The sequence below is a fragment of the Microthrixaceae bacterium genome (genome assembly GCA_016702505.1).
In the GTDB taxonomy this organism is placed as follows: domain Bacteria; phylum Actinomycetota; class Acidimicrobiia; order Acidimicrobiales; family Iamiaceae; genus Aquihabitans.
This window is the reverse complement of record JADJDU010000011.1, coordinates 1-23001: the sequence shown is the minus strand read 5'-3', so window position 1 is coordinate 23001 and position 23001 is coordinate 1. Positions and strand designations below refer to the sequence as shown.

Here is a 23001-nt window from a genome sequence, read left to right as displayed (position 1 = left end):
CGCGCTGTGGCGTGAGTCATGTCACGGACCGTGGGTGAACCTAGGCCGTCAGACCCAGACATTCGAGCCAGGTGCCGGAGTCATGCATCGGGCCCGCCTGGGTCAGATGACTACCCCGAGACGGATCGCGACCATGGGGGTGAACCCGGCCACCCATCTACCATGGTCACGGTGCCCGCCGCCGCCACGCCCCTCGACCAGACCCGTCCGTTCGGTGTCTACGTGCACATCCCCTTCTGTCGAAAGCGATGCGACTACTGCGCCTTCGCCACCTGGACCGACCGCCACCACCTCCAGGACTGCTACCTGGCGGCCTGTCGTCGCCAGATCGACGAGGCGCGGCCGAGTCTGCCGTTGGTCACCAGCGTCTTCGTGGGGGGTGGTACCCCGTCGTTGGTGGACCCCGAGCTCCTGGTGAACGTGCTCGATGGCATCCCCCTGGCCCGGGGCGCCGAGGTCACCATCGAGTGCAACCCCGACGACCTAACCCCCGAACTGGCCCAGCGCTACGCCACGGGCCCGGTGACCCGACTCTCAATCGGCGTGCAGTCGATGGTGCCCGACGTTTTGGGATTGTTGGGTCGGGAGCACGACCCGGCCAACGTGTCGCGTGCGGTGGCCGCAGCCCGCGGCGCTGGCCTACACGTCAACCTCGACCTCGTCTACGGGTCCCGGGGCGAGACCGACACCCAGTGGGCCCGAACCGTGGCTGCGGCCGTGGACCTCGAACCTGACCACCTGAGCGCCTACGCCCTCACCGTCGAGGCCGGCACCCCGCTGGCCGCCGATCAGTCCCGTCACCCCGACGACGATGCCCAGGCCGACCGGTACCTCCACGTGACCGAGGCCCTGTCAGCGGCCGGATACGAGTGGTACGAGATATCGAACTGGGCCCGTCCCGGCCACGAGTGTCGGCACAACCTCCTCTACTGGACCGGGGGCGAGTACCTGGCCGTCGGCTGTGCGGCCCACGGGCACATCAGTGGCCGTCGTTACTGGAACCATCGCACGCCCGAGCGCTTCATCGAAGCCGTCGAAGCCGGACGTTCACCCGAAACGGGCTCGGAGATGCTGGACGAACCCGAACGGGCGGCCGAAGCGCGCCAGTTGGCCATACGCACCCGGCTGGGTGTTGCCGCAGCCGAGGTAGACCCAGCGGTGGTGGCCGATCTCGACGGCCTCGTCGAACAGGTGGGGGACCGGGTGGTCCTCACTCCGGCTGGTCGCCTCCTAGCCAACGAGGTGGCGATCCGCCTCGGCTGACTCCGAGAACGAAGCCCGATCAGCCCTCGGACTGGCGGCGACTGTCCAGAACCGCTTCTCGCAACGCATTCACCGCTGAGCCGACCCCATCGCGGATGGTCTCGATCGCATCGGTGGTCAGCTCGCGGGAGTGGTCGAGCTGGGCCCGAGCATCCAGCCATCGATTCCGAAGGTCCTCACGCAGCGGGGCAAGCCGGTCCTGTGCATCGAGGGAGGCCAGATGTGATTGGACCTCGAGGTCTTCGATGCGACCCTGCCACTGCTCGACCTGAGCGTCGGTGAGCTTCTCCCGGAGACGCCTCTGCTCGGACTCGAGGGTGGCGATCTGGGCTTCGAGTCGGGCGATTCGTTCATCAGCGCTGGTCATGGGCCCAGGGTGCCACCGGCGACCAACGACGGGTAGGGGCCAAGGTCCCCGACCCCCGGACCGGCTCGATCGCGATCGGGCGGCGCCCACCTCCGGTACCCGGACCGGATCTGGGGCTTCGAGGTCAACTGGTACCCTCCGGTGATGACCGATGAGGAACGCTTCTTCTTCTGTCACTTCCCCCGCACCGGCGGTTCGTCGCTCACCGTCTCGCTGTTGCGCCAGTTCGGTCAGGACGCCATCTACCCGCGCCCCGCCGACATCGACGGCCTCGACGTGGCCATGGCCGGGACCGACATCGACCACCTCGCCAGCGTGTTCGACCAGAACCGAGACACCATCCGCGTCATCGGCGGCCACTTCCCCCTGTGTGCGGCCGATCGCCTCGGCGTACCCTTTCGCACGTTCACCATCCTGCGGGATCCGATCGAGCGCAGCCTGTCGCACCTGCGCTACCTACGCCGAGTCGACCCGCGGTACCGCGACCTCTCACTACACGAGATCTACGCCATTCCACAGGTCCTGTTCTCCTACCTTCACAACCACATGGTCAAGACCCTGGCCATGACCGGCGACGAAGCCGTACACGGGATCTTGGGCATGGTCGGGACCACCGAGGATCACCTCCAGCGAGCCAAGGACGCGCTCGATGCCATGGACGTGGTGGGCATACAGGACCGGTTCCACGATTTCCACGACGACCTGGAACATGCTTTCGGATGGGACCTCGGACCGGTGGAGCACGTGAACGCCACCGATGACGAAGAAGCGACGCCACAGCTCAGGACCCACCTGGAGATGGCGAACCTGCTCGATGTCGAGCTCTACGAATACGCCCAGAAACTGGTTTCAGAGCGGGGTGGAGTGCGCCCGGGAACCCGCGGCTAGCGGGCTAGCGGGCCAGAGGCTTGTAGCGGATGCGATGAGGCTGGTCGGCCTCTGCGCCTAGCTCCTTCTTGCGGAATGCTTCGTACTCGCTGAAGTTGCCCTCGAACCACCGCACCTGCGACTCGCCCTCGAACGCCAGCATGTGGGTGGCGATGCGGTCCAGGAACCAGCGGTCATGGGAGATGACCACTGCACAACCGGCGTAGGCCTCCAGCGCGTCCTCCAAGGCGCGGAGCGTCTCCACGTCCAAGTCGTTGGTGGGCTCGTCGAGCAGCAACACGTTGCCGCCCTCCTTGAGCAGCTTGGCCAGGTGGACCCGGTTGCGTTCACCGCCCGACAGCACCCCTACCGGCTTCTGCTGGTCTGACCCGGTGAAGTTGAAAGACGCCACATAGGCGCGGCCGTGGATCTCCCGACCGCCGACCACCAGATCGTCGCGGCCGCCGGTGATCTCCTCGTACACGGTCTTGGTGTCGTCCAGGCTGTCTCGGCTCTGGTCGACGTAGGCCAGCTCGACGGTGGAGCCGACGGTGATGGAACCCGAATCGGGTTGTTCCTGTCCTGTCAGCATGCGGAACAGCGTGGTCTTGCCGGCGCCGTTGGGGCCGATGATGCCCACGATCCCGGCCTTGGGCAGCGAGAACGACAGATCCTCGATCAACAGCTTGTCGCCGAACCCCTTGGACAGGTTCGACACCTCGATCACCTGGTCGCCGAGCCGATTGCCCGACGGGATCATGATCTGGAGTTCAGCGGCACGACCCTCGGCGGCCTTGGACTCCTCGAGCAACTTGTCGTAGGCGGCGAGACGGGCCTTGCCCTTGGCCTGGCGGGCCTTGGGAGCCATCCGAACCCACTCAAGCTCGTGCTTGAGGGTTCGTTGGCGCGACGACTCCTGCTTCTCCTCTTGGGCCAGTCGGGCCGACTTCTGGTCGAGCCAACCTGAGTAGTTGCCCTCGAACGGTATGCCTCGACCCCGGTCCAACTCGAGGATCCACCCGGCCACGTTGTCGAGGAAGTATCGGTCGTGGGTAATGGCCACGATGGTGCCGGCATAGTCACGTAGGAACCGTTCCAGCCAGGCCACCGATTCGGCGTCGAGGTGGTTGGTGGGTTCGTCGAGCAGCAATAGGTCGGGAGCCGACAACAGCAGGCGGCAGAGGGCCACCCGGCGCTTCTCGCCACCCGACAGCATGGAGACATCGGCGTCGCTCGGCGGGAGGCGCAGGGCGTCCATGGCGATCTCGATCTTGCGGTCGAGGTCGTTGGCGCCCTTGGCTGCGATCTCCGCTTCCAGGCGGGCCTGCTCCTCGCCGATCTTCTCGTAGTCGGCGTCGGGGTCGGCGTAGCGGGCCAGGCAGGCGTCGTAGGCCTCGAGCAGGCCAGCCACTTCGGCCACGCCGTCCATGACGTTGCCCCTCACGTCTTTGGTCGGATCGAGGTGAGGTTCCTGGTGCAACATTCCCACGGTGAACCCGGGGGTCAGGCGGGCCTCACCGGTGAACCCGTCATCTTCTCCCGCCATGATCTTGAGCAGGGAGGACTTGCCCGCACCGTTGGCGCCCAACACACCGATCTTGGCTCCTGGATAAAAGGACAGGTTGATGTCCTTCAGGACCTCGCGGTCGGGCGGGTAGAACCGGGTGAGCTTGCGCATGGTGTAGATGAACTGGGCGCTCACGGGCGAGGGACCTCCTGGGGCAGCGGAGTTTGGTGGCGGTGCGACGAGGCGCGCGGTGCGATGACGTAGCGGCCGGTCAGCCTAGGTCGGGCCCGACTTGGTGCTCTGATCACTAGCCTCGGCGGCCATGGCTCCGGATCGATACTTCTTCTGCCACCTGGCGAAGACGGGAGGCCACTCCCTGCTGCTGTCGCTGCGCAAGCAGTTCGGCGACCACGCTGTGTATCCACTCCTGGAGCACGAGGGCAACTACCAGTCCAAGTGGGACCCCAGGTTCATGGTCGATTTCATGGAGCGTCGAGGAGACGAGATCCGCGTCATCGCCGGTCACTATCCGTTGTGCACCCGCGAACTGTTCGACTTTCCACTGCGCACGTTCACCATGCTCCGAGACCCGGTGGAACGAACTCTGTCCCACCTTCGCTACCAGGCGGTGGTCGACCCTAGCTACGAGCACAAGTCCATCACCGAGGCCTTCTACGACATCAAGGACAACCTGGCCAACCGTCACAAGTACATGGTTCGGATGTTGTCACGTCCCCTCGAAGACGTGATGTCGGCGTCGCCGATTGCCGTGGCGGACCCCCAAGAAGCCGACCTCGAGCGGGCCAAACAGAACCTGGCCGACATTGACGTGGTCGGTGTGCTCGAGCACATAGACGTGTTCTACCGGGCGCTCGACTCGACCTTCGGTTGGGATCTGGGTCCGCCACCCCACTCCAACACGACCGACCCCACCGACGTTCCTGACCGCATTCTGGAGTTGATCAGGGACCAGTGCGAGATGGACATGGACCTGTACCGCTTCGCCCTGGATCTGGTGGAAAAGCGGGCTGATATCGCCTAGTTCACAGCCGCTCACAGCGGTCGAAGGAAGTTGTGCGCTGGGACCATCGGTAGGATCGGCCGCGATGGCCGAAACACCAAACTCCACCGAAGTCCTGGGGCCCAACGCCTGGTTGGTCGACGAGATGTACGAGCAGTACCTCGCTGACCCGGGGTCGGTGAGCGAGAGCTGGCGGGACTTCTTCGCCGATTACCAGCGTGACCGAGACGTGGTGGCCAGCACCCCCGACGCGGCATTGCCCGCCACCGGGCGGGTGGGAGACACCAGCCAGATCCCCGCGGTCGGAGTCGGTGCCGCCAAAGCGCCTACGGCCGGCGGCGCCACTCCGTCGACGGGCATCGCCGCTGACGGCACCGTCGAGACCCCGGGTGAGCCGCTGCGGGGTGCGGCGGCACGGATCGTCACCAACATGGAGGCCAGCCTCGCCGTCCCGACGGCCACCTCGTTCCGCGAGGTGCCGGCCAAGCTCTTGGAGGTCAACCGCCGGGTCATCAACGGCTATCTGGGGCGAACCCGCGGGGGCAAGGTCAGCTTCACCCACCTGATCGGCTACGCCATCGTTCGGGCTGCCGCCGACTCCGTCCCGGTCATGAACAACTCCTACCTGGAGGGGCCCGACGGTAAGCCTCGGGTGATCCGCAACCAGAGCGTGGGACTGGGTCTGGCGGTGGACGTGGAGAAGGCCGATGGGTCCCGCACCCTGCTGGTGCCGGTGATCAAGGACGCCGACACCCTCGACTTCCGGGGTTTTTGGGGTGCCTATGAGGACCTGATCCGAAAAGTCCGCAACAACAAGCTCACCCCCGACGACTTCGCCGGCGCCACCATCACCCTCACCAACCCCGGCACGATCGGCACGGTCCAGTCGGTACCTCGTCTCATGCCGGGCCAAGGCGTGATCGTGGGCGTCGGCCGTCTGGACTACCCGGCGGCCTTCGGAGGGGCCGATGAGCAGGCACTGGCCGAGCTCGGTGTGTCCAAGGTGATGACCATCACCTCCACCTACGACCACCGCATCATCCAGGGTGCCGAATCGGGGTTGTTCCTCAAGCGGATCCAAGAGCTCCTAATGGGTGGAGACGGCTTCTACGACGATGCCTTCCGGTCGCTGGGAGTTCCCTACGAGGCGGTTCAGTGGCGGGTAGACGACAACCCCGCAGACAAGGAACAAGCCCGGCTGGAAAAGCAGATGCACGTGCAGACGCTGATCAACCAGCACCGGGTGCGGGGCCACTTGATCGCGGATCTGGACCCGCTGGCGTGGAAGGAACCGGTGCTGCACACCGAGCTCGACCCCGCCACCTACGGCCTGACGATCTGGGACCTCGATCGGGAGTTCTTGTGCGGTGGAGTGTCAGGGCGTACCCGCATGAAGCTGGGTGACCTCCTCCACGTGTTGCGCGACGCCTATTGCCGGACCGTGGGCATCGAGTACATGCACATCTCAGATCCCGAGCAGAAGCGGTGGATCCAGTCCCAGGTCGAGGGCGTCACCGACCGGATCGACGCTGACGAGCAACGTCACATCCTGGGGCGCCTGAACGCGGCCGAAGCCATCGAGAAGTTCCTGGCCACAAAGTACGTGGGGCAGAAGCGGTTCGGTATCGAGGGTGCCGAGTCGGCCATTCCGGTGCTCGACGCGGTGCTCGGCGCCGCCGCCGACGATGGCCTGAAGGGTGCGGTCATGGGCATGGCCCACCGCGGTCGGCTCAACGTGCTCACCAACATCGTGGGCAAGAGCTACGACCAGCTCTTCCGGGAGTTCGAGGGGTTCATCGACCCCGAATCCACCCAAGGGTCGGGCGACGTCAAGTACCACCTGGGTCAGACCGGCACCTTCACCAGCCGGGCCGGCAACTCCATCGAGCTGGAGCTGGCGGCCAACCCGAGCCACCTCGAGACGGTCAACCCGGTGGTCGAAGGCATGGTGCGGGCCATGCAGGACCGCATCAACGATCCCGAGGCGTTCTCGGTGCTGCCTGTGCTGTTGCACGGCGATGCCGCCTTCGCCGGCCAAGGCGTGGTGGCCGAGACCCTCAACTGCTCGACGATCAAGGGCTACCGGGTCGGTGGAACGATCCACCTGATCATCAACAACCAACTCGGGTTCACCACTTCACCTGACTCGGCTCGTTCATCTGAGTACTGCACCGATGTGGCCAAGATGATCGAGGCGCCGATCTTCCACGTGAACGGTGATGATCCCGAGGCGTGCGTTCGGGTTGCCCGCCTCGCCTACCGGTTCCGTCAGACCTTCCGCAAGGACGTCGTCATCGACATGGTCTGCTACCGCCGCCACGGTCACAACGAGGGCGACGACCCCAGCTACACCCAGCCCCTCATGTACAAGCGGATCGACGCCCGCCGATCGGTCCGCAAGATCTACACCGAAGCTCTGGTCAAGCGGGGAGACATCTCGATCGAAGACGCCGAGAAGGCGCTGGACGACTTCAGCGCCCGGCTCCAGACCGCGCTGACAGAGACCCGTGATGCCAAGCCCGACACCGAGGTGATCGCCAAGCCGGTGCCGCCCGCGGTCGGCGTGCTACCCACCATCGACACCGGAGTCGATCGGCCCACCCTCGACCGCATCTACTCGGTGATGTCGAGCGTGCCCGAGGGCTTCACCGTTCACCCCAAGCTGGCCAAGCAGTTCGAGGCCCGAACGAAGATGGTCAACGATGGCGAGGTCGACTGGGCTACGGCAGAAGCCCTGGCCATGGGCTCGATCCTGCTGGAGGGGAACAACATCCGTTTCGCCGGCCAGGACTCACGGCGGGGCACGTTCTCCCAACGACACTCGGTGCTGTCGGACTATGGCACTGGCGAGGAATACGCGCCTCTGGCCCACCTGGCCGACGATCAGGGCAAGTTTTGGATCTATGACTCGCTGCTTAGCGAGTACGCGGCCATGGGCTTCGAGTACGGCTACTCGGTGGTGGCCAAGGACGCTCTGGTGTGCTGGGAGGCGCAGTTCGGAGACTTCGTCAACGGGGCCATGATCGTGATCGACCAGTACATGGTGGCGGCCGAGGACAAGTGGGGCCAGACCTCTGGTCTGGTGTTGCTGCTGCCCCACGGTCTCGAGGGTCAGGGACCCGAGCATTCCTCGGGACGGGTGGAGCGCTTCCTCACGCTGTGCGCCGAGGACAACATCCAGGTGGCCAACGCCACCACCTCGGCCCAGTACTTCCACCTGCTGCGCCGCCAGATCCGTCGCGATGTCCGCAAGCCGTTGGTGGTGATGACCCCCAAGTCGTTGCTGCGGGCCAAGCAGGCCCGTTCGCCGATCGAGGAGCTGACCCAGGGTTCGTTCCGGGAGCTGATCGACGATCCCCACGTCACCGACCGCTCGGCGGTCACCAGGGTGGTGTTCTGTTCGGGCAAGGTCGCCTACGACGCCATGGCCCGTCGGGACGAGCGCAACCACTCCGCCGCGGTGGTGAGGATCGAGCAGCTCTACCCGTTCCCATACGCCCAGATCACCGACCTGCTGGCCAGCTACCCCAATGCCGCCGACGTCACCTGGCTGCAAGAAGAGCCAGACAACATGGGGCCGCGGGCGTTCGTGTCAGAGAGGCTGCGGCCGCTGGTACCCGAACGGATGAAGTTCCGCCAGGTTTCGCGTACCGGGTCGGGTAGCCCGGCAACCGGTAGCCACGCCATCCATGTCCAAGAGCAGAACCAGCTCATGGACGAGACCTTCGCCTGAGAGCGTTCGCCGCCAGGTTTGCTCCCTGTCGGGATCGCACGGGCTCGACTGGAACCGCGGTCAGGAACCGTCGCAGCAGTCCTGGTCCAGGTCGGGGTCGTTCAGGTCGATCTCGGCGCCGGGTAGTACCGGTGCCGGGGGGGTGAAGTCCTCGTCGGTGGCGGGGCGGAAGTCGGTCGAGATGATCTCGACCGCCCCGTCCTTGCCCGGTACCGGGGTCCGCAATGACAAGAGCAGACCTGTCTGCTCGTCCAGGCACAGAGCCGTCGGGTCCCTGTCGAGGGCGCCTCGGTTCACGTCGGTCCCGCTGAAGTAGGTAATGGCTTCCAGGAGGTCTTCGGACGCGTCGATGGACCCACAACGAGCGGCGCGCCCCGTCACTGTCTGTGCCTCGGGGAGCTGGTCGGCGGGCGGGAGTTGGTCGATGATGGCGGCGAAGCTCCCGAGGGCGGACAGCGAGCCGAGCGTGGAGTCGGCAGCGAAGGAGAGGCACTCCCAGCCTTGGTCCCGGTCCCAGCAGCCGATCGGGGCCTCCCCGGCCTGGGTGATGATCACATCTGAGTCGCCGATGATGGCGGTGTCGTCACCTCGCTGCACGTAGGTGAACGCCTCGGCCCGGTGCCGATAGGTGACCGCCCCAGCGGGGCTCGAGGTCGTGGTCTCAGGTTGGGACTCGGTGCCAGTGGCTTGGGTGGTGCCGGTCGCTTCGGTGGTGCCCGTGGCTTCGGTGGTGACGGTCGCCCTGGAGGTATCGGTTTGGGTGACGGGGGTGCCGTCGTCGCCACAGCCGGTGAGAGCGGTGATCATCAACAGGGCGGCAACCCAGGCACCTCGCATGGGCAAATGATGGCCGATCGCGGAACAACATGACCGAGGAAACGAGCTACATGGCCGAGGAAGAACGGCTCCGGATCTGGCCGCCGGCCTATTAGAACGTGTTCTAGTCCTGCCGGGTAGGGTGCGGGCATGCCTGAGCCCACTGGAAACGCTGCCTTCGACGCCGCCCGTGCCGGCGGAATAGTCGACACCTTCCTGTCCTTCCCCGACGTCAAGGCGGCCAAGGCCAAGGTCTACGACTACATCCGAAAGGCGTCGCTGGACCAAGAGACCCAGACCATGGAGATGCCAGCGGGCTACATGTTCAAGGACGTTCCGAGCTGGGACGAGATCGACGACCCGCTGGAGTTGACCCTCGCCGAGATGGACCGGTTCGGGATCACCCGCTTCCTCACCAACGTCACCGAGCGAGAACTGGGCAAGCGGGCATTGAGAGACCATCCGGATCGGTTCTGGGGGCTCATCAACGCCGACCCCAACCAGGGTATGGAAGCCCTGCGAACCATCGACCGGGCGGTGGAGGAGTGGGGTTCCCAACTCAAGGCCGTACACGTGTGGGGCACGGCGCTCCAGCCGTCGGTGGCCATCGACGACAAGAAGATGTACCCGATCTACGCCAAGTGCGTGGAGGTCAACCTGCCGATCGTTCTCTACGTGGGTGTGCCCGGACCTCGGATCCCCATGGCGCCCCAACTGCCGATCCTGCTCGACGAGGTTTGCTGCTTCTTCCCCGAGTTGAAGATCGTGACCCGCCACGGTGGGGAGCCCTGGACCGAGCTGATGGTCAAGATGCTGCTGAAGTTCCCCAACCTGTACTACTCGACGTCGGCCTTCGCCCCGAAGTACTACCCCAAGGACATCTTGGACTTCGCCAACACTCGTGGGGCCGACAAGATCATCCATGCCGGGTACTGGGCCGCAGGCCTGACGCTGGATCGCATCCACGCCGAACTCCCGACGGTTCCGTTGCGAGATGAAGTCTGGCCCAAGTTCCTGCGAGAGAACGCCAACCGGGTGTTCGGGCAGGCCGGTATCGCCTGACCCGACCAGAGCCGACACTTGGTGTGACCCATGCCGTATTGCTGGGTCAGCCCGCCTGATGGCTCGCCTCCAAAATGAGCTGTGACAAATTGCTCATGGATCTGGGCCCTTCGGCCCGATAACGTTCATTATCGGTCGTCAGGGGACGGCCGGTAGAGAACTGAAGGGACCGGGGAATGTCCACCACCGAAGACCTCATCGGCCGTGCCGATGTCAACGACATCGAGGCCATAGAGGCCATCATGGCCGTCGCCGCCGAAGACGGCGAGGCCAACATCCGAGCGGTCAAGGATCACGCGGATGCCATCTTCACCTGGGACTACGAGAAGGGTCGACGCCCGGCCCTCAACAAGCTCTACGAGAAGGCCAAGGTGTCCCAGTGGAACGGTGAGACCGACCTCCCGTGGGAGACCGCCGTCGACCCCATGGACCTCGTCGAGCTGCAACGAGCCCAGTTCGGCATGACCCCCGAGCTCCGCAAGGAGAACACCCGCGGAACCCCGTTCGAGAAGTGGTCGGACGCCCAGTTCGACGAGCTGGCGCTCGAATCCAACAACTGGATGTTGAGCCAGTTCATGCACGGCGAACAGGGGGCGCTCATCTGCACGGCCAAGATCGTGGAGACGGTTCCGTGGATCGACGCCAAGTACTACGCCGCCACCCAGGTGATGGACGAGGCCCGTCACGTCGAGGTGTTCGCCCGCTACCTCGACTCGAAGCTCGACGGCCACTACCCGCTGAACGCCCACCTCGGCCTGCTGCTCGACGACATCATCGAAGATTCCCGCTGGGACCTCACCTACCTCGGCATGCAGATCATGGTTGAAGGCCTAGCCCTGGCCGCCTTCGGCTTCATGCACATGACCACTCCTGAGCCGCTGCTCAAGCAACTCCTGCGCTATGTGATGAGCGACGAAGCCCGCCACGTGGCCTTTGGTGTTCTCACCCTCAAGGAGTACTACCAGGAGCTCACCCTGGCCGAGATCCGCGAACGTCAGGAGTTCGCCTTCGAAGCCGCGGTGCGAATGCGAGACCGCCTCCTGATGCAGGAGGTGTTGCACCGCCTCGACGTCGACGTCAAGGGCGCCGTCCAGTTCGCCATGAACGATCCGGGACGGCAGGTCTTCCAGCAGATGCTGTTCTCCAAGATCGTGCCCAACTGTAAGAAGCTGGGACTTCTCGATGCCGGGGACGGCTGGCTCCGTCAGCGGTTCGGGGAGCTGGGCGTGATCCAGTTCGAGGACTGGACCGACACCAGCGACGAGTACGAGTCCTTCGCTCTCGGTCAGGCGGAGCTGAGCAGCGCCATCTGACTGGCAGCTCCATCTGACCGATCAGCGCCGCTTGGCTTGGTGATCCACGCGCCGTTGCTCGGCAGTGCCACGGTCGCTAGCACGACCCACCACCCGAGGCCGGTCGGTCGATGCCGGGCTTCAGCCGCCGGGTGTCTCGGCCTCGGTCGTGGTGGTTGTGGCCTCGGTGGTCGTGGTTGTGGCCTCGGTCGTGGTGGTGGTGGCCTCGGTGGTCGTGGTTGTGGCCTCGGTCGTGGTGGTTGTGGCCTCGGTGGTCGTGGTTGTGGCCTCGGTCGTGGTGGTCGGTTCGGTGGTACTGGTGGTGGTGCTGGTTTCCACCGGAACGGTGGTGGTCGGCGAGTCGTCGCCCGATCCCGAAACGATCACCAACGCCACCGCCACCACGGCGATGAGCGTCAGCAAGACGACCACGGCGACCAGGGCGCCGGTGCTCGACCGACGAGGTTCCTCGGGCCGGTATCGGTCATCGGGCAGAGCTGCGCCAACCGGGGTAGCCGCGGCGACAGCGGCGGGGTCCGGGGCTGGGACGTAGTAGCCCGCGGGTGGAGTGGGTGTGGGGTCGATGGCTCCGTCGGTGGGCGCAGTGCTCCACGCCTGAGTGGCGTCCTCGCCAGAGGTGGGAGCCCAAGCACCGGTGTCGTCGGGTCGCCAGGCTCGGGTCGGGTCGTTGTCGTCGCTCACCGGTTCTCCTCGGCAGGATCAGGTCACTGAAGCCAGGTCATTTGGTGGTGGCCATGCCACCGTCAACCGGGATGACGGTACCCGTCAGATACGAGCCCGCTCGCGATGCCAAGAACAAGGCCACCCCGGCCATGTCGTCGTCTCGGCCGATCCGCTTCAGAGCGGTGCCGGCGGCGATGGCGTCTCCGGCCACCTCCAGCGTGGCCCGCATCATCTTGGACGGGAACGGGCCGGGAGCTACCGCGTTCACCGTGACCTCGGGGGCCAGATGCTTGGCCAGGTGCCTCGTCAACTGATGTACGGCGGCTTTGGACGACGAGTACGAATAGGTCTCCAGGATCGGCACGTGGATGCCGTCGATGGAGCCGACGTTGATCACCCTGGCCGGGTCCTCGGGGCGGGCGGCAGCCCGTAGCTGGGGAAGCAGGTACCTCGTGGTGTGGAACACGCCTTGCACGTTGAGGTCGAGGACCCGGTTCCACGACGAGGCGTCGTGTTGGTCCAAGGGAGCACCCCAGGTTGCTCCGGCGTTGTTGACCAGCACGTGAACCTCGGGATGGCTGGCGGCCACCGATTCGGCGAAGGTGCGGCACCCATCCTCGGTGGACAGGTTGGCGGGAATGGCGCTGATGGTGCCGAAGCGAGACAGATCGTCCACCGTGGCCTGGCAGGCATCGGGCTTTCGTGACGCCACGATCACCTCGGCCCCGCCGGCCACGAACCCAGCTGCGATCATCTTGCCTATTCCGCTGGTGCCACCGGTGACGACCACCGTCTTGCCGGCCACCGAGAACAGGTCGGCTGGGGAGGTGGGGGCGATGTGGTGGTCAGTGTCGGTCATGGCGGGCAAGGTACACCGGGGCCGTTCCGGTCAGGGCGCCGCCCGATGCCGGGGCGACGTGGGGGAATATAAGCCTGGATCCGCCGAAAGGCAGAGCCTTCCGGCGGAGTTGGGTCGCCGGCCTGACGGCCGACGTCTTCGCTGCTGCGACCGGCGAAGCCGATCTCCGCAGGTCTCGGGGGCTCCGCCACGAAGGGCTCTGCCCCCGAACCCCCGCCCAGTCCTGTGACTTCAGCTCGTCAGGCAGTCGAGCCCCAATTGTGGGCGCACATAGAGCCGGATTCGCCCGGGTGACCAGGGACAATCGAACACGACCCAAGGTCGATCGGTGGATCCAGGATAAGGAGGTGAGCGGATACCCAGGTGATCACCGCCGCTGGCATGTTGGGCAGTGCGTGGTGCCGCGGCCCGCGACCACCGACCGCCGGAGCGTTGTCTGGCATCGCGGGCACGGTTCGCCGGCTCGGCCGTAGCAGGCCAGGTGAAGCTGGTTCGAACCGGTGGAGCCGTCCACCGCCCGGTAGTCGCGCAGCGTCGTGCCTCCGTTATCGATGCCAGCGGACAAGACCTCGCGGATGGCGGCGTGAAGCCGAGTGGCCGCCGGGCGACTAATCCGGCGGCTGGCTGGATGGAGCCGGGCGGACCATAGGGCTTCATCGGCATAGATGTTCCCGACGCCAGCCACCGGGCGTTGGCTGAGGAGCTGGGTCTTGACCGGCTGGCTACTTCGACGCAGCGCCGACCACAGGCTGGCCGGTGTGAACTCGGCATCGAACGGCTCCGGTCCGAGCGCGGCCAGCGTGGGCAGCGATGACAGGTCCTGGTCGACCACCGCCACCCGACCGAATCGTCGAACGTCTCGCAAGGCCAAACGGGTCCCGTCGTCGAGATTCCACCAAGCCCGGTCGTACCGATCGGCGGGTGTGAACTCGGGGTCGACTCGAAGTTGACCGGTCATACCCAGGTGCACGACCAGCCGGCGTCCGTCGTCGAGGGTGACCAACAGGTACTTTCCCCGTCGGTCGACGCCGGTGATCACGTGCCCCTCGGCCTCGATAGCGGCCTGGAAGCGGTCCGAGGGGTGGCTGCCGGCATTCTGTATTCGTCGCCCGGTCACGAGCGGGGCCAGGCCCCTTCTGACCGTCTCGACCTCGGGCAGCTCGGGCACGGCTGGCAGGGTAGCGACCGGGCGGACGCGATCGGTGTGGGGTGGAGTTTCCGTGGTCCTTACGAACTCTCGGTTCGGGCCGATGAGGTGAAGGTGAAGCCTGGAACCCTCGCCCTGTTCGTTGGGGGTGCGCTCTCTCCGCTCGGGGTGTTCAGGCGTCGGGCCCGAGACGAATGGCTGGGAGAACTGGCTGACATCAGGACCGATGCGCTTGGCGACCATGCGGCCGGCCTGGATGAACGTCCCCACATCGAACGGCCCGATTCGGCCGAATCAATGCGGGAGGTTGATCCTTCCGGCTCGATCTCCATCGATCCCTCCGAAGTTCCTGACGCCACAGAACCAGAACCAGACGGGGAGGGCGAGCAAGGCCACCACATCGAGCCACCAGAAGTCACCGAAGTCGGCATCGGAGCGTCGGGTAACACCCCGCGGGATTCCGAAACGGCAGAGGTCGACGAAGCTCGACCATCTCGGGTTCAACCGGCCCCCGACCACCGGCCCGAGCCACATCGGGAACGGCCAAGCGAGCTGTGGCACCCCGACCTGTCGATCGGTCTGATCCCACCGGAACCACCAGCACATGAGGAACGTCTCTCGCCGGGGGAGGTGATCGTTCCGGACGGGGGCGAAGCGTCTGGTCAGGCCGTCGAGCATGGTTCGGTCAGTGCTGGTGACCTCTCCTTGGGTGGGGGCTCCTTCGATGCCCTTGGACTGGGGGTGGGCGGTGACGGTGATGCCGGTGTAGATCCTGCCGACTCGGCCCCGCCGCCCTATGACGTATTCGATGCCTCGGACCTGGGGGTAGAGCCGGCCGAACCGCTGATCGGTTCCAGCCCCGCGGACTGGGGTGTGTCCCCACCCATCGAACCAGTAGCGAGCCCGGACCTGCCACCTGCCCGGATACCGCCACCGTCCGATGTCTTCGACGTTGTTCCGCCCCAACCCAAGGGCATCGAGCCCATTCCGAGCCGGCCGATCGGGAAGCGCTTCCGAATCTCGGACGGTTCGCTCCGTGGCGAGGATTCACATGTAGCCACACCGGCCGCCGCCCCGGCCGAAGGGCCTGAGTCGGTTGGTTCGATGCCGCCGGCACCGTCTGGGCCCATGACCACTCCCACCGCCCGGCGTTCGTTGTTCGGGAACCCGGTGCCCGCCCCGACAGGTCATCCTTCGGTCGAACCCGACGACATGTCGACCACGCTCGACCCCTCATCAGCGGTGGACCTTGGGGCTGTGGGCGTACCGTCTCCGCCCGCCATCGCTGGGATGGACATCCTCGATGTTCGCTCAGATGGGACCGTGGCGGTCGAGGTCGGCAGCATCAGGCTGGCTCCGGGTCTGGTGCGAGAGGTGTCGAGGCTCGGGGGGACAATCGGCCTGCGGGTGGACGCTGGATGGTGCTGGGTCGCCTCGCCAGCCGGGGCCGAGCCGGTTCTGCTCACGTTGACCACAGGCACGCTGAGCATCCCGGCTGGGACCAGCGCCTTGACCGTGGTGGAAGCCGATGGCTCGGTGTTCGTAAGCGTGGTGCGCGGCACGGCCTCGCTGGATCGGCCGGTCGGCTCGGTGCAGTTGGGTGTGGGGAGCATCGCCCAGCTCAGCCGGGACGGAACCCTTCACACCGACACGGCGACACCCGAGGAGATGGCTTCTGACCCGGTGCTGACCCGGAACCTCCTGCTCGACGAATCCTGACCAGCCCTGCCGTGGTGATGGGTCGGCTCGCGTATCCGTTCGCCTCCTCAGCGAGACGGCAGTTCCACCACCATCCGACAGCCCTTGGGGTGGCGCTGCTCGGCCCGGATCCGGCCGTCGTGCAATTCGACGATCCATCGGGCAATGGCGAGACCCAAGCCGGATCCCCCTTCGTCGGCCGACCTGGCCTCATCTGTTCGGTAGAAGCGTTCGAACACCCGTGACGCTGCCTCCGGTGGGATCCCCGGCCCGGTGTCGAGCACCTCCATCACCACCGCGCCTTCAACCAGCCGTGCCGTCAACACGACCTCGCCGCCATCGGGGGTGAAACGAGCGGCGTTGTCGGCAAGGTTGGCGAACACCTGGTGGAGACGCTCGGGATCGCCGTCGAGAGTCAGGTCGATCGGCTGTACGTCGACCCTGAACTCGATCCGGGGGGAGTGCAACGCCGCCTCGTCGGCGACATCCTCGAGCATCGCGGCCACCAGGAACGGGAGCCGGTGGAGCAGGGTTCCACCCGATTCCAGACGACTCAGATCGAGGAGCTGGGTGACCAGGCGCTGGAGTCTTTCGGTCTGAGCCAGCATGGTCCTCAACAGGGTGGGATCAGGCTCGACCACCCCGTCGACCACATTCTCCAACGTTGCTCTCAAGGCGGAGATGGGTGTTCGGAGCTCGTGGGAGACGTTGGCCACCAGGTCCCGTCGTTGGCGGTCCACCTCGGCCAGCTCTCGGGCCATGTGGTTGAAGGCGTCGGCCAGGCGCCCCACCTCATCGGCTGAGGACACCTCGATCCGTTCGGCCACGTTGCCGGCGGCCATGGACGTGGCGGCCCGTTCCATGGACCGCAACGGTGAGGTCATGCCACGACTGAGCAGCTGGACCATCCCCAAGGCGATCAACGCCGCCACGCCAGCACGAAACTGGGCTCTGAAGTTGAGCACGATTCCCAGCTCGTTGACGGCAAGGGTCACCGCAACCGCGGCCACGATGACGATCGACAACTTGACCTTGATCGAGCGAAGTTGGCTGAGGGGACTGGCCATGGCTCAACCCAGGGTCGGCGGTGCTGGCCCGGTGGCGCCGCGGCCAGCACCTTCGGCTTGGTCGGGCTGATCTCCCAGGCCGTAACCCACACCGTGGACCGTTCTGATCACGTCGTCGCCGAGCTTGCGGCGCAAGGCCCGGACGTGAGAGTCGACGGTGCGAGCGCCTGATCCGTCGCGATAACCCCAAACGTCGGCCAGAAGCTGTTCACGGGTGAGTATCCGACCCGGCCGTTCGGCCAGACAGACGAGGAGGTCGAATTCGGTGGGGGTCAGGTGGAGCGGTTCACCGTGGGTTCGGACCCTTCGGGCCTCGACGTCGATCTCGATCCCGTCGTCGAGGGTGATGGTGCGCGTCGGTTGAGCGCCCGACAGGGCATCTATCCGACGGAACAGGGCCTGGACTCGAGCCTGGAGCTCTCGCATGGAGAACGGCTTGGTCAGGTAGTCGTCGGCGCCCACGGCCAAGCCCACGACCAGATCGGTCTCGTCGTCGCGGGCGGTCAACATGAGAACCGGAACATGTCGATCTCGCTGGATCCTTCGGCACACCTCCAGCCCGTCCATCCCCGGCAGCATCAGGTCCAAGATGACCAGGTCTGGCTGCCAGGAATCGGCTTGGGCCAGTCCGCTCAGCCCGTCTGGTGCGGTGTGCACCTCGTGGCCCTCGGTGCGCAGCCGGGCTGCCACCGCGTCGGCGATGAGAGGTTCGTCCTCTATCACAAGGATCTTCCGGGCCATTGGGCCAGGGTACCGGCGGGCCCGGCGTTGCTCAGGCCAACCCTTCTTCCCGGCGAGTTGCAGGTGCGGGGTCGTGACCCGTTGTTCGGCCAAGTCAGCATGGGAGCAACGAGGCCGTTGAAAGGGCCGGATCGCACGGATCTGACGGACCGTCAGGGGGTGGCGGCAGCCCCCGGGAGGTGCTCTAGCGTCAACCCCATGTCCGACTACACCCCGCCACTGAGCGACATCGCCTTCCTGCTCGACCACATCACGCCGATCGCAGGCCTCACCGCGCTCGACGCCTACTCCGGCGTCGACCGGGAGTCGGTCGACGGTGTCCTAGAAGAGTTCGGGCGGCTAATGGCCGACGTCTGGGCTCCTACCAACGCGGCGGGAGACAACGAGGGCAGCCATGTAGAGGGAGACACCGTTCGGACTGCCACCGGGCACAAGGAGGCCTACCAGGCTTACCGCGATGCCGGGTGGGGAGCGGTTCCCTTCGAGGAGGCCTACGGCGGCGGCGGCTTCCCGTGGATCGTGGGCATCGTGATGCAGGAGATGCTCAACAGCGCCAACATGGCGCTGGCCATGGCTCCACTGCTCACCCAGGGTGCCATCGACGCGATCTTGCACCACGGAAGTGAGGAGCAGAAGGAGACCTACCTGCTCAAGATGGTGTCGGGCGAGTGGACGGGCACCATGAACCTCACCGAACCCGACGCCGGTTCAGACGTGGGCGCGCTGCGGGCCAAGGCGGTGCCTGCCGGTGACGGCAGCTACCTGATCAGCGGCCAGAAGATCTTCATCACCTTCGGTGAGCACTCCTTCACCGACAACATCGTCCACCTCGTCCTGGCCCGCACCCCAGATGCTCCCGCCGGGACCAAGGGGATCTCGCTGTTCATCGTGCCCAAGTTCATGGTCAACGACGACGGATCGCTTGGCGAACGCAACGACGTCCACGTGGTGTCGGTCGAGCACAAGATGGGCATCCGGGCCAGCCCGACCTGCGTGTTGGCCTACGGCGACAACTCCGATGGCGCGGTGGGCTTCCTCGTCGGCGAGGAGAACGCGGGCATGCGCTACATGTTCACCATGATGAACAACGCCCGCCTGGGGGTCGGTGTCGAAGGCTTGGGTCTGGCCGAGCGGAGCTACCAGCAAGCCCTCGCCTACGCCAAGGAGCGCAAGCAGGGCTATGCCCCCGGAGCGGTCCGCGGCGAGAAATCCTTCATCATCGAGCACCCCGATGTTCGCCGTCAGCTCCTGACCATGAGGTCGTACACAGACTCGATGCGCGCCCTTTGCTACAAGGTTGCCGAGCAGATCGACATCGCCCGCCACGGCGCCGACGAGGCCACCCGCACGGAGGCCCAGGAGATGGTCGACCTGCTGATCCCGCTCACCAAGAGCTACTGCACCGACGTGGCCGAGACCGTCACCTCGATCGGCATCCAGGTGCACGGTGGCATGGGGTTCATCGAGGAGACCGGTGCGGCCCAGCACTACCGGGACGCCAAGATCACCCAGATCTACGAAGGAACCAATGGCATTCAGGCCATGGACCTGGTGGGACGCAAGCTGCCCATGCGTGCTGGCGGTGTTTACCAGGACCAGTTGGCCCGCATGCGTTCTACGTTGGGTGACCTGGCCGGGAACGATCAGCTGGTTCCCGTGGCCCGGGAGTTGGCTGCCGCCCTCGACGCGCTGGAAGACGCCACCAACTGGATCCTCTCCGAGGGGCTCGCTGATCCGGTTCAGGCTCTCTCGGCCGCCACGCCCTACCAGCGGCTCTTCGCCACCACTGTGGCCGGCTGGCTGATGGCTCAGCAGGCCCTGGCCGCGGTGTCGGTGGGAGAAGGCACCTCTGGCGCCGACCAGGCCCGGGCCAAGTTGGTGTCGGCCCGCTTCTTCGCCGAACACCTGCTACCCCAGGTCCACGGGCTGGTGGCACCGGTCAAGGCCGGCAAGACCGACCTGTTCGCGTTGACCGCCGACCAGTTCTAGTCGCCAGGAGGTCCGACCAAAGGCGCGCGCGAGAGCTTCGCCTCACCGCGCGCGCCTTTGGTGGTGAACTGAACCTCGGCGTGGAAGGTCCACGTTGCCGTCGGAGTCGAACCCTAGATCCGGAACCGGGTTTAGGGCGGGCGGTCCTCAGTTCGGCCTGATGCCTGCCGATTGGCACTGACAGTGCAGAAATACCAAGTCTCGGAGGCCATGACCTCAGCCATGTCGACGGGCCTGGCCCGGGCGCGGGCCGTGCGCGCCCTCGCCGAGGTCGGGTTGCCGTCAGATGGTCTGGTCCGAGCCGACAGCGTCACCAACGAGGTGTGGTTCACCGGTAGCTACGTGGTCCGGGTTAACCGAGATGCCAGCCCCCGCCTGTACCGCGAGGCGGTGTTGTCCCAAGTCCTGCCGTCCGAGGTCGGGTATCCGCCGATCGTTCAACACGGCGGAGAGATCGGTAGCGACTGGCTGATCCTGGAACGGATCCCCGGCGTTCCGTTGAGTCGGGCGTGGCCCAACATGACCATGCAGCAGCGACGCCGAGCCGTGTCCCAGCTCGCCGACCGGCTGAAGGTGATCCACTCCACCATCTGTCCTCGTCTCGACGGTCTTGGCTCGGTGCCTCAGCTCTTGGACTCGGCTCCGACCGGGGCCCAGGCCGTCACCCGGCTGTTGGAATCGATCGACGAGGCGGCTCGCCTTCCCAACGTCGATCCTGCGGTCATGGGCGAAGCGGCCGACCTGGTCACCTCGATCTGTTCGGCGCTCGACCCGTTCGATTCCTCGACCATCGTTCACGGCGACCTGACCTTCGAGAACATCATGTGGAACGGGACCGACATCGCGGCCATGTTGGACTTCGAGTTCGCCCGCCCCGCCCCAGCCGATCTCGATCTAGACGTGCTGCTCCGCTTCGTCAGCCTGCCCCAACTGCACGTGGCCCCCGATTACGAGGCCCGTACCCGCCCCGAGGACTACGCCGAGGTCCCGTGGTGGTTGGCCGAGGACTACCCCGAGCTGTTCGCACATCCGCGCCAGTTCGACCGATCCCGGGTGTACAGCGTGGCGTGGGACGTGCGGGAGATGTTGGCGTACCCACCCAGCGACACCCTGCGCAACCTGCACCGCCATCACCCCTACCGGCGGTTGACCAACGTCTTGCGAGGTAGCTCGTATCTGGATCGTTTCAACGGAGAGGTCGTCCACGACTTCTGACCGTTGCCAGCGGTCCGGTCACGATCGGGTCTTTCGGTGTCAGGACAGTGCTGACACCACCGCGTCGTTCAGCTCGGGCCACCGGTGGCGAGCCCAGGGGCCGAACGGCTCGTCGGTCAGCACGACGAGGGCATGGTCCAGGTTCGGATCTACCCAGATGAAGGTGCCGGCCGCTCCGAAGTGGCCGAACGTCGATGGCGCGTTGGCCGACCCGGTCCAGTGCGGAGATTTGTGACCACGGATCTCGAACCCGAGTCCCCAGTCGTTGGGGGTCTGGCGTCCGAACCCGGGAAGTACGCCGTCCAGCCCGGGGAACTGGACCGACCGAGCAGAGTGGAGCGTTTCAGTGTGTACCAAGGTCGGTCGCATCAGTTCCTGAGCAGTTCTGATCATGTCACTGACCGTCGAGGTGGCCCCGTATGCCAGCGAGTCCAGACGCAAATCTGTGGACCGCATGTCCAACGCGACGAATACCGCTTCGGTGACGTATTCGGTGGCGGGTATTCCGGCCCGTGCCGTCAGGTGATTGGCCAGCGCGTCGAACCCGGTGTTCGAGTAGATCCGGGTGCGTCCCGGTGGTTGGAGCAGACCGGTATCGAACCCATATCCGCCGGCATGGGCTAGAAGGTGTCGGACCGTCACATCTCGAGCCTCATCGGGAACGGCTGGCTCGTCTAGGTCCAAGGTGCCTTCCTCGACGGCGATGAGGCAGCCCAGCGCGGCGAGCGGTTTGGTCACCGAGGCGAGCGCGAAGCGGTGGTCCAGGTCGCCAACGGTGGCGATGGGCCCGTCAGGAGCCACAACCGCGGCCGACACGTTGGCCGCGGGCCATGTGGCGGTCTGGGCCAACGCCTCGTCGAGCAGGTCAACCATGGTCGTTCGCGTCGAGGGGTGGACGAGTGGGTCCTTCGAGCCCCGTCGCCTTGGTGGGTTCGCACATGTCGCCAGCCGAGGGTAGTGCCGAGTCAGGTGCGCATCGGGCGTGGCGATCTCAGGCGGTGAGGTTCGGCACGGTACCCTGGTGAGACGGGGCGGCGCCCACCCTCGTTTCCGGGCGGCCCCGTGGGTCTACTTCCAATGCGTGCTCGAAGCCTGACGCCGGAGGCCGGACCCTCCAGCCGCAGACGCCATCGGAGCTCAGACCATGACCACCTCGTTCGACGCACTCGGCGTCGCCCCCGACCTAGTCGCAGCCTTAGCGGCCCGAGGAATCACCACCGCCTTCGCCATCCAGGAACTGACCATCGCCGATGCGCTTGCTGGCCGGGACGTCTGTGGCAAGGCCAAGACCGGGTCGGGCAAGACGCTCGCCTTCGGGCTGCCGGTTCTCCAGGCTGTCAAGAAGGCCGAGGCTCGGCGGCCACGGGCACTGATCTTGGTACCAACCCGAGAGTTGGCCACCCAGGTCAAAGATGAGCTGGGTCTGATCGGCCAAGCGCGAGATATCACGGTGGCAGCCGTGTACGGCGGTGCCGACATCGAGCGTCAGATCCGAGAGCTCCAAGATGGCGTCGAGGTGGTGGCAGCCACACCCGGGCGAATGATCGACCTGATCGATCGCAAAGAGGTCGATCTCGTCGACGTAGGAGTTGTGGTTCTCGACGAGGCCGACCGAATGGCAGACATGGGGTTCTTGCCCCAAGTCGAGTGGATCCTGCGCCACATCCCCGGTG

At 65.8% G+C, this 23001-nt stretch carries 20 protein-coding genes; 10 read left to right on the top strand and 10 right to left on the bottom strand.

The genetic code is table 11. From position 1 onward, the window contains the following. Nucleotides 1-171: 171 nt before the first annotated feature. A complete protein-coding gene (hemW, locus tag IPG97_12295; protein ID MBK6857293.1) occupies nt 172-1263 on the top strand; it encodes a radical SAM family heme chaperone HemW in 1092 nt (363 codons plus the stop codon). A gap of 19 nt (nt 1264-1282) precedes the next feature. Here the strand turns inward: hemW and IPG97_12290 are convergent, their stop codons facing one another. After that, nucleotides 1283-1630, bottom strand: coding sequence for a hypothetical protein (locus tag IPG97_12290; protein MBK6857292.1), 348 nt, complete (start codon nt 1628-1630; stop codon nt 1283-1285). Nucleotides 1631-1774: 144 nt separating this feature from the next. Here IPG97_12290 and IPG97_12285 point away from each other — a divergent pair, with 144 nt between their 5' ends. Beyond that, nucleotides 1775-2518: a sulfotransferase family 2 domain-containing protein gene (locus IPG97_12285; protein ID MBK6857291.1), complete on the top strand. Its 744-nt coding sequence runs from the start codon at nt 1775-1777 to the stop codon at nt 2516-2518. Between the two features lie 4 nt (nt 2519-2522). Here IPG97_12285 and ettA read toward each other — a convergent pair whose 3' ends face one another. Beyond that, the gene (gene ettA, locus IPG97_12280; GenBank protein ID MBK6857290.1) at nt 2523-4199 is read right to left on the bottom strand and encodes an energy-dependent translational throttle protein EttA; all 1677 of its coding nucleotides are present in this window, start codon (nt 4197-4199) and stop codon (nt 2523-2525) included. Between the two features lie 127 nt (nt 4200-4326). Between ettA and IPG97_12275 the strand changes: the two genes are divergently transcribed. Continuing rightward, entirely contained in the window at nt 4327-5046 is a 720-nt protein-coding gene (locus IPG97_12275) for a sulfotransferase family 2 domain-containing protein (protein MBK6857289.1), read from the top strand. Nucleotides 5047-5110: 64 nt separating this feature from the next. Continuing rightward, nucleotides 5111-8758 carry a multifunctional oxoglutarate decarboxylase/oxoglutarate dehydrogenase thiamine pyrophosphate-binding subunit/dihydrolipoyllysine-residue succinyltransferase subunit gene (locus tag IPG97_12270; protein MBK6857288.1) on the top strand — a complete coding sequence of 1216 codons (3648 nt, stop codon included), beginning with the start codon at nt 5111-5113 and terminating at the stop codon, nt 8756-8758. A gap of 60 nt (nt 8759-8818) precedes the next feature. Here IPG97_12270 and IPG97_12265 read toward each other — a convergent pair whose 3' ends face one another. Next, on the bottom strand, nt 8819-9595 hold the full coding sequence (locus IPG97_12265; protein MBK6857287.1) for a hypothetical protein: 777 nt from the start codon (nt 9593-9595) through the stop codon (nt 8819-8821). 129 nt (nt 9596-9724) lie between these two features. Between IPG97_12265 and IPG97_12260 the strand changes: the two genes are divergently transcribed. Continuing rightward, the gene (locus IPG97_12260; GenBank protein MBK6857286.1) at nt 9725-10636 is read left to right on the top strand and encodes an amidohydrolase; all 912 of its coding nucleotides are present in this window, start codon (nt 9725-9727) and stop codon (nt 10634-10636) included. 176 nt (nt 10637-10812) lie between these two features. Further along, nucleotides 10813-11949 (top strand): ferritin-like domain-containing protein, encoded by a 1137-nt coding sequence (locus IPG97_12255; GenBank protein ID MBK6857285.1) that lies wholly within the window; start codon nt 10813-10815, stop codon nt 11947-11949. Between the two features lie 120 nt (nt 11950-12069). Here the strand turns inward: IPG97_12255 and IPG97_12250 are convergent, their stop codons facing one another. The 4 genes from IPG97_12250 to IPG97_12235 form a co-directional block, all read right to left on the bottom strand. After that, the gene (locus tag IPG97_12250; protein ID MBK6857284.1) at nt 12070-12630 is read right to left on the bottom strand and encodes a hypothetical protein; all 561 of its coding nucleotides are present in this window, start codon (nt 12628-12630) and stop codon (nt 12070-12072) included. A gap of 37 nt (nt 12631-12667) precedes the next feature. Continuing rightward, the gene (locus IPG97_12245) at nt 12668-13471 is read right to left on the bottom strand and encodes an SDR family oxidoreductase (protein ID MBK6857283.1); all 804 of its coding nucleotides are present in this window, start codon (nt 13469-13471) and stop codon (nt 12668-12670) included. A gap of 367 nt (nt 13472-13838) precedes the next feature. Continuing rightward, nucleotides 13839-14639: a bifunctional DNA-formamidopyrimidine glycosylase/DNA-(apurinic or apyrimidinic site) lyase gene (gene mutM / locus IPG97_12240; GenBank protein MBK6857282.1), complete on the bottom strand. Its 801-nt coding sequence runs from the start codon at nt 14637-14639 to the stop codon at nt 13839-13841. Nucleotides 14640-14912: 273 nt separating this feature from the next. Next, nucleotides 14913-15584, bottom strand: coding sequence for a hypothetical protein (locus IPG97_12235; protein MBK6857281.1), 672 nt, complete (start codon nt 15582-15584; stop codon nt 14913-14915). Between the two features lie 162 nt (nt 15585-15746). On the opposite strand from IPG97_12235, the gene IPG97_12230 reads away from it, so the two are divergent. After that, the gene (locus tag IPG97_12230) at nt 15747-16337 is read left to right on the top strand and encodes a hypothetical protein (protein MBK6857280.1); all 591 of its coding nucleotides are present in this window, start codon (nt 15747-15749) and stop codon (nt 16335-16337) included. A gap of 47 nt (nt 16338-16384) precedes the next feature. Here the strand turns inward: IPG97_12230 and IPG97_12225 are convergent, their stop codons facing one another. Then, a complete protein-coding gene (locus IPG97_12225) occupies nt 16385-17383 on the bottom strand; it encodes a HAMP domain-containing protein (GenBank protein ID MBK6857279.1) in 999 nt (332 codons plus the stop codon). A 3-nt stretch (nt 17384-17386) separates the two neighbouring features. Further along, complete coding sequence (locus tag IPG97_12220; GenBank protein ID MBK6857278.1) at nt 17387-18124, bottom strand: response regulator transcription factor; 738 nt, start codon at nt 18122-18124, stop codon at nt 17387-17389. Between the two features lie 198 nt (nt 18125-18322). Between IPG97_12220 and IPG97_12215 the strand changes: the two genes are divergently transcribed. Beyond that, nucleotides 18323-20113, top strand: coding sequence for an acyl-CoA dehydrogenase (locus IPG97_12215; protein ID MBK6857277.1), 1791 nt, complete (start codon nt 18323-18325; stop codon nt 20111-20113). A gap of 210 nt (nt 20114-20323) precedes the next feature. Then, nucleotides 20324-21328, top strand: a complete 1005-nt coding sequence (locus IPG97_12210; protein ID MBK6857276.1) for an aminoglycoside phosphotransferase family protein — start codon at nt 20324-20326, stop codon at nt 21326-21328. Nucleotides 21329-21367: 39 nt separating this feature from the next. Here the strand turns inward: IPG97_12210 and IPG97_12205 are convergent, their stop codons facing one another. Continuing rightward, the gene (locus IPG97_12205) at nt 21368-22201 is read right to left on the bottom strand and encodes a beta-lactamase family protein (protein MBK6857275.1); all 834 of its coding nucleotides are present in this window, start codon (nt 22199-22201) and stop codon (nt 21368-21370) included. Nucleotides 22202-22472: 271 nt separating this feature from the next. Between IPG97_12205 and IPG97_12200 the strand changes: the two genes are divergently transcribed. Further along, nucleotides 22473-23001: DEAD/DEAH box helicase (locus IPG97_12200; protein ID MBK6857274.1), on the top strand; the 529-nt coding region annotated here is incomplete at its 3' end.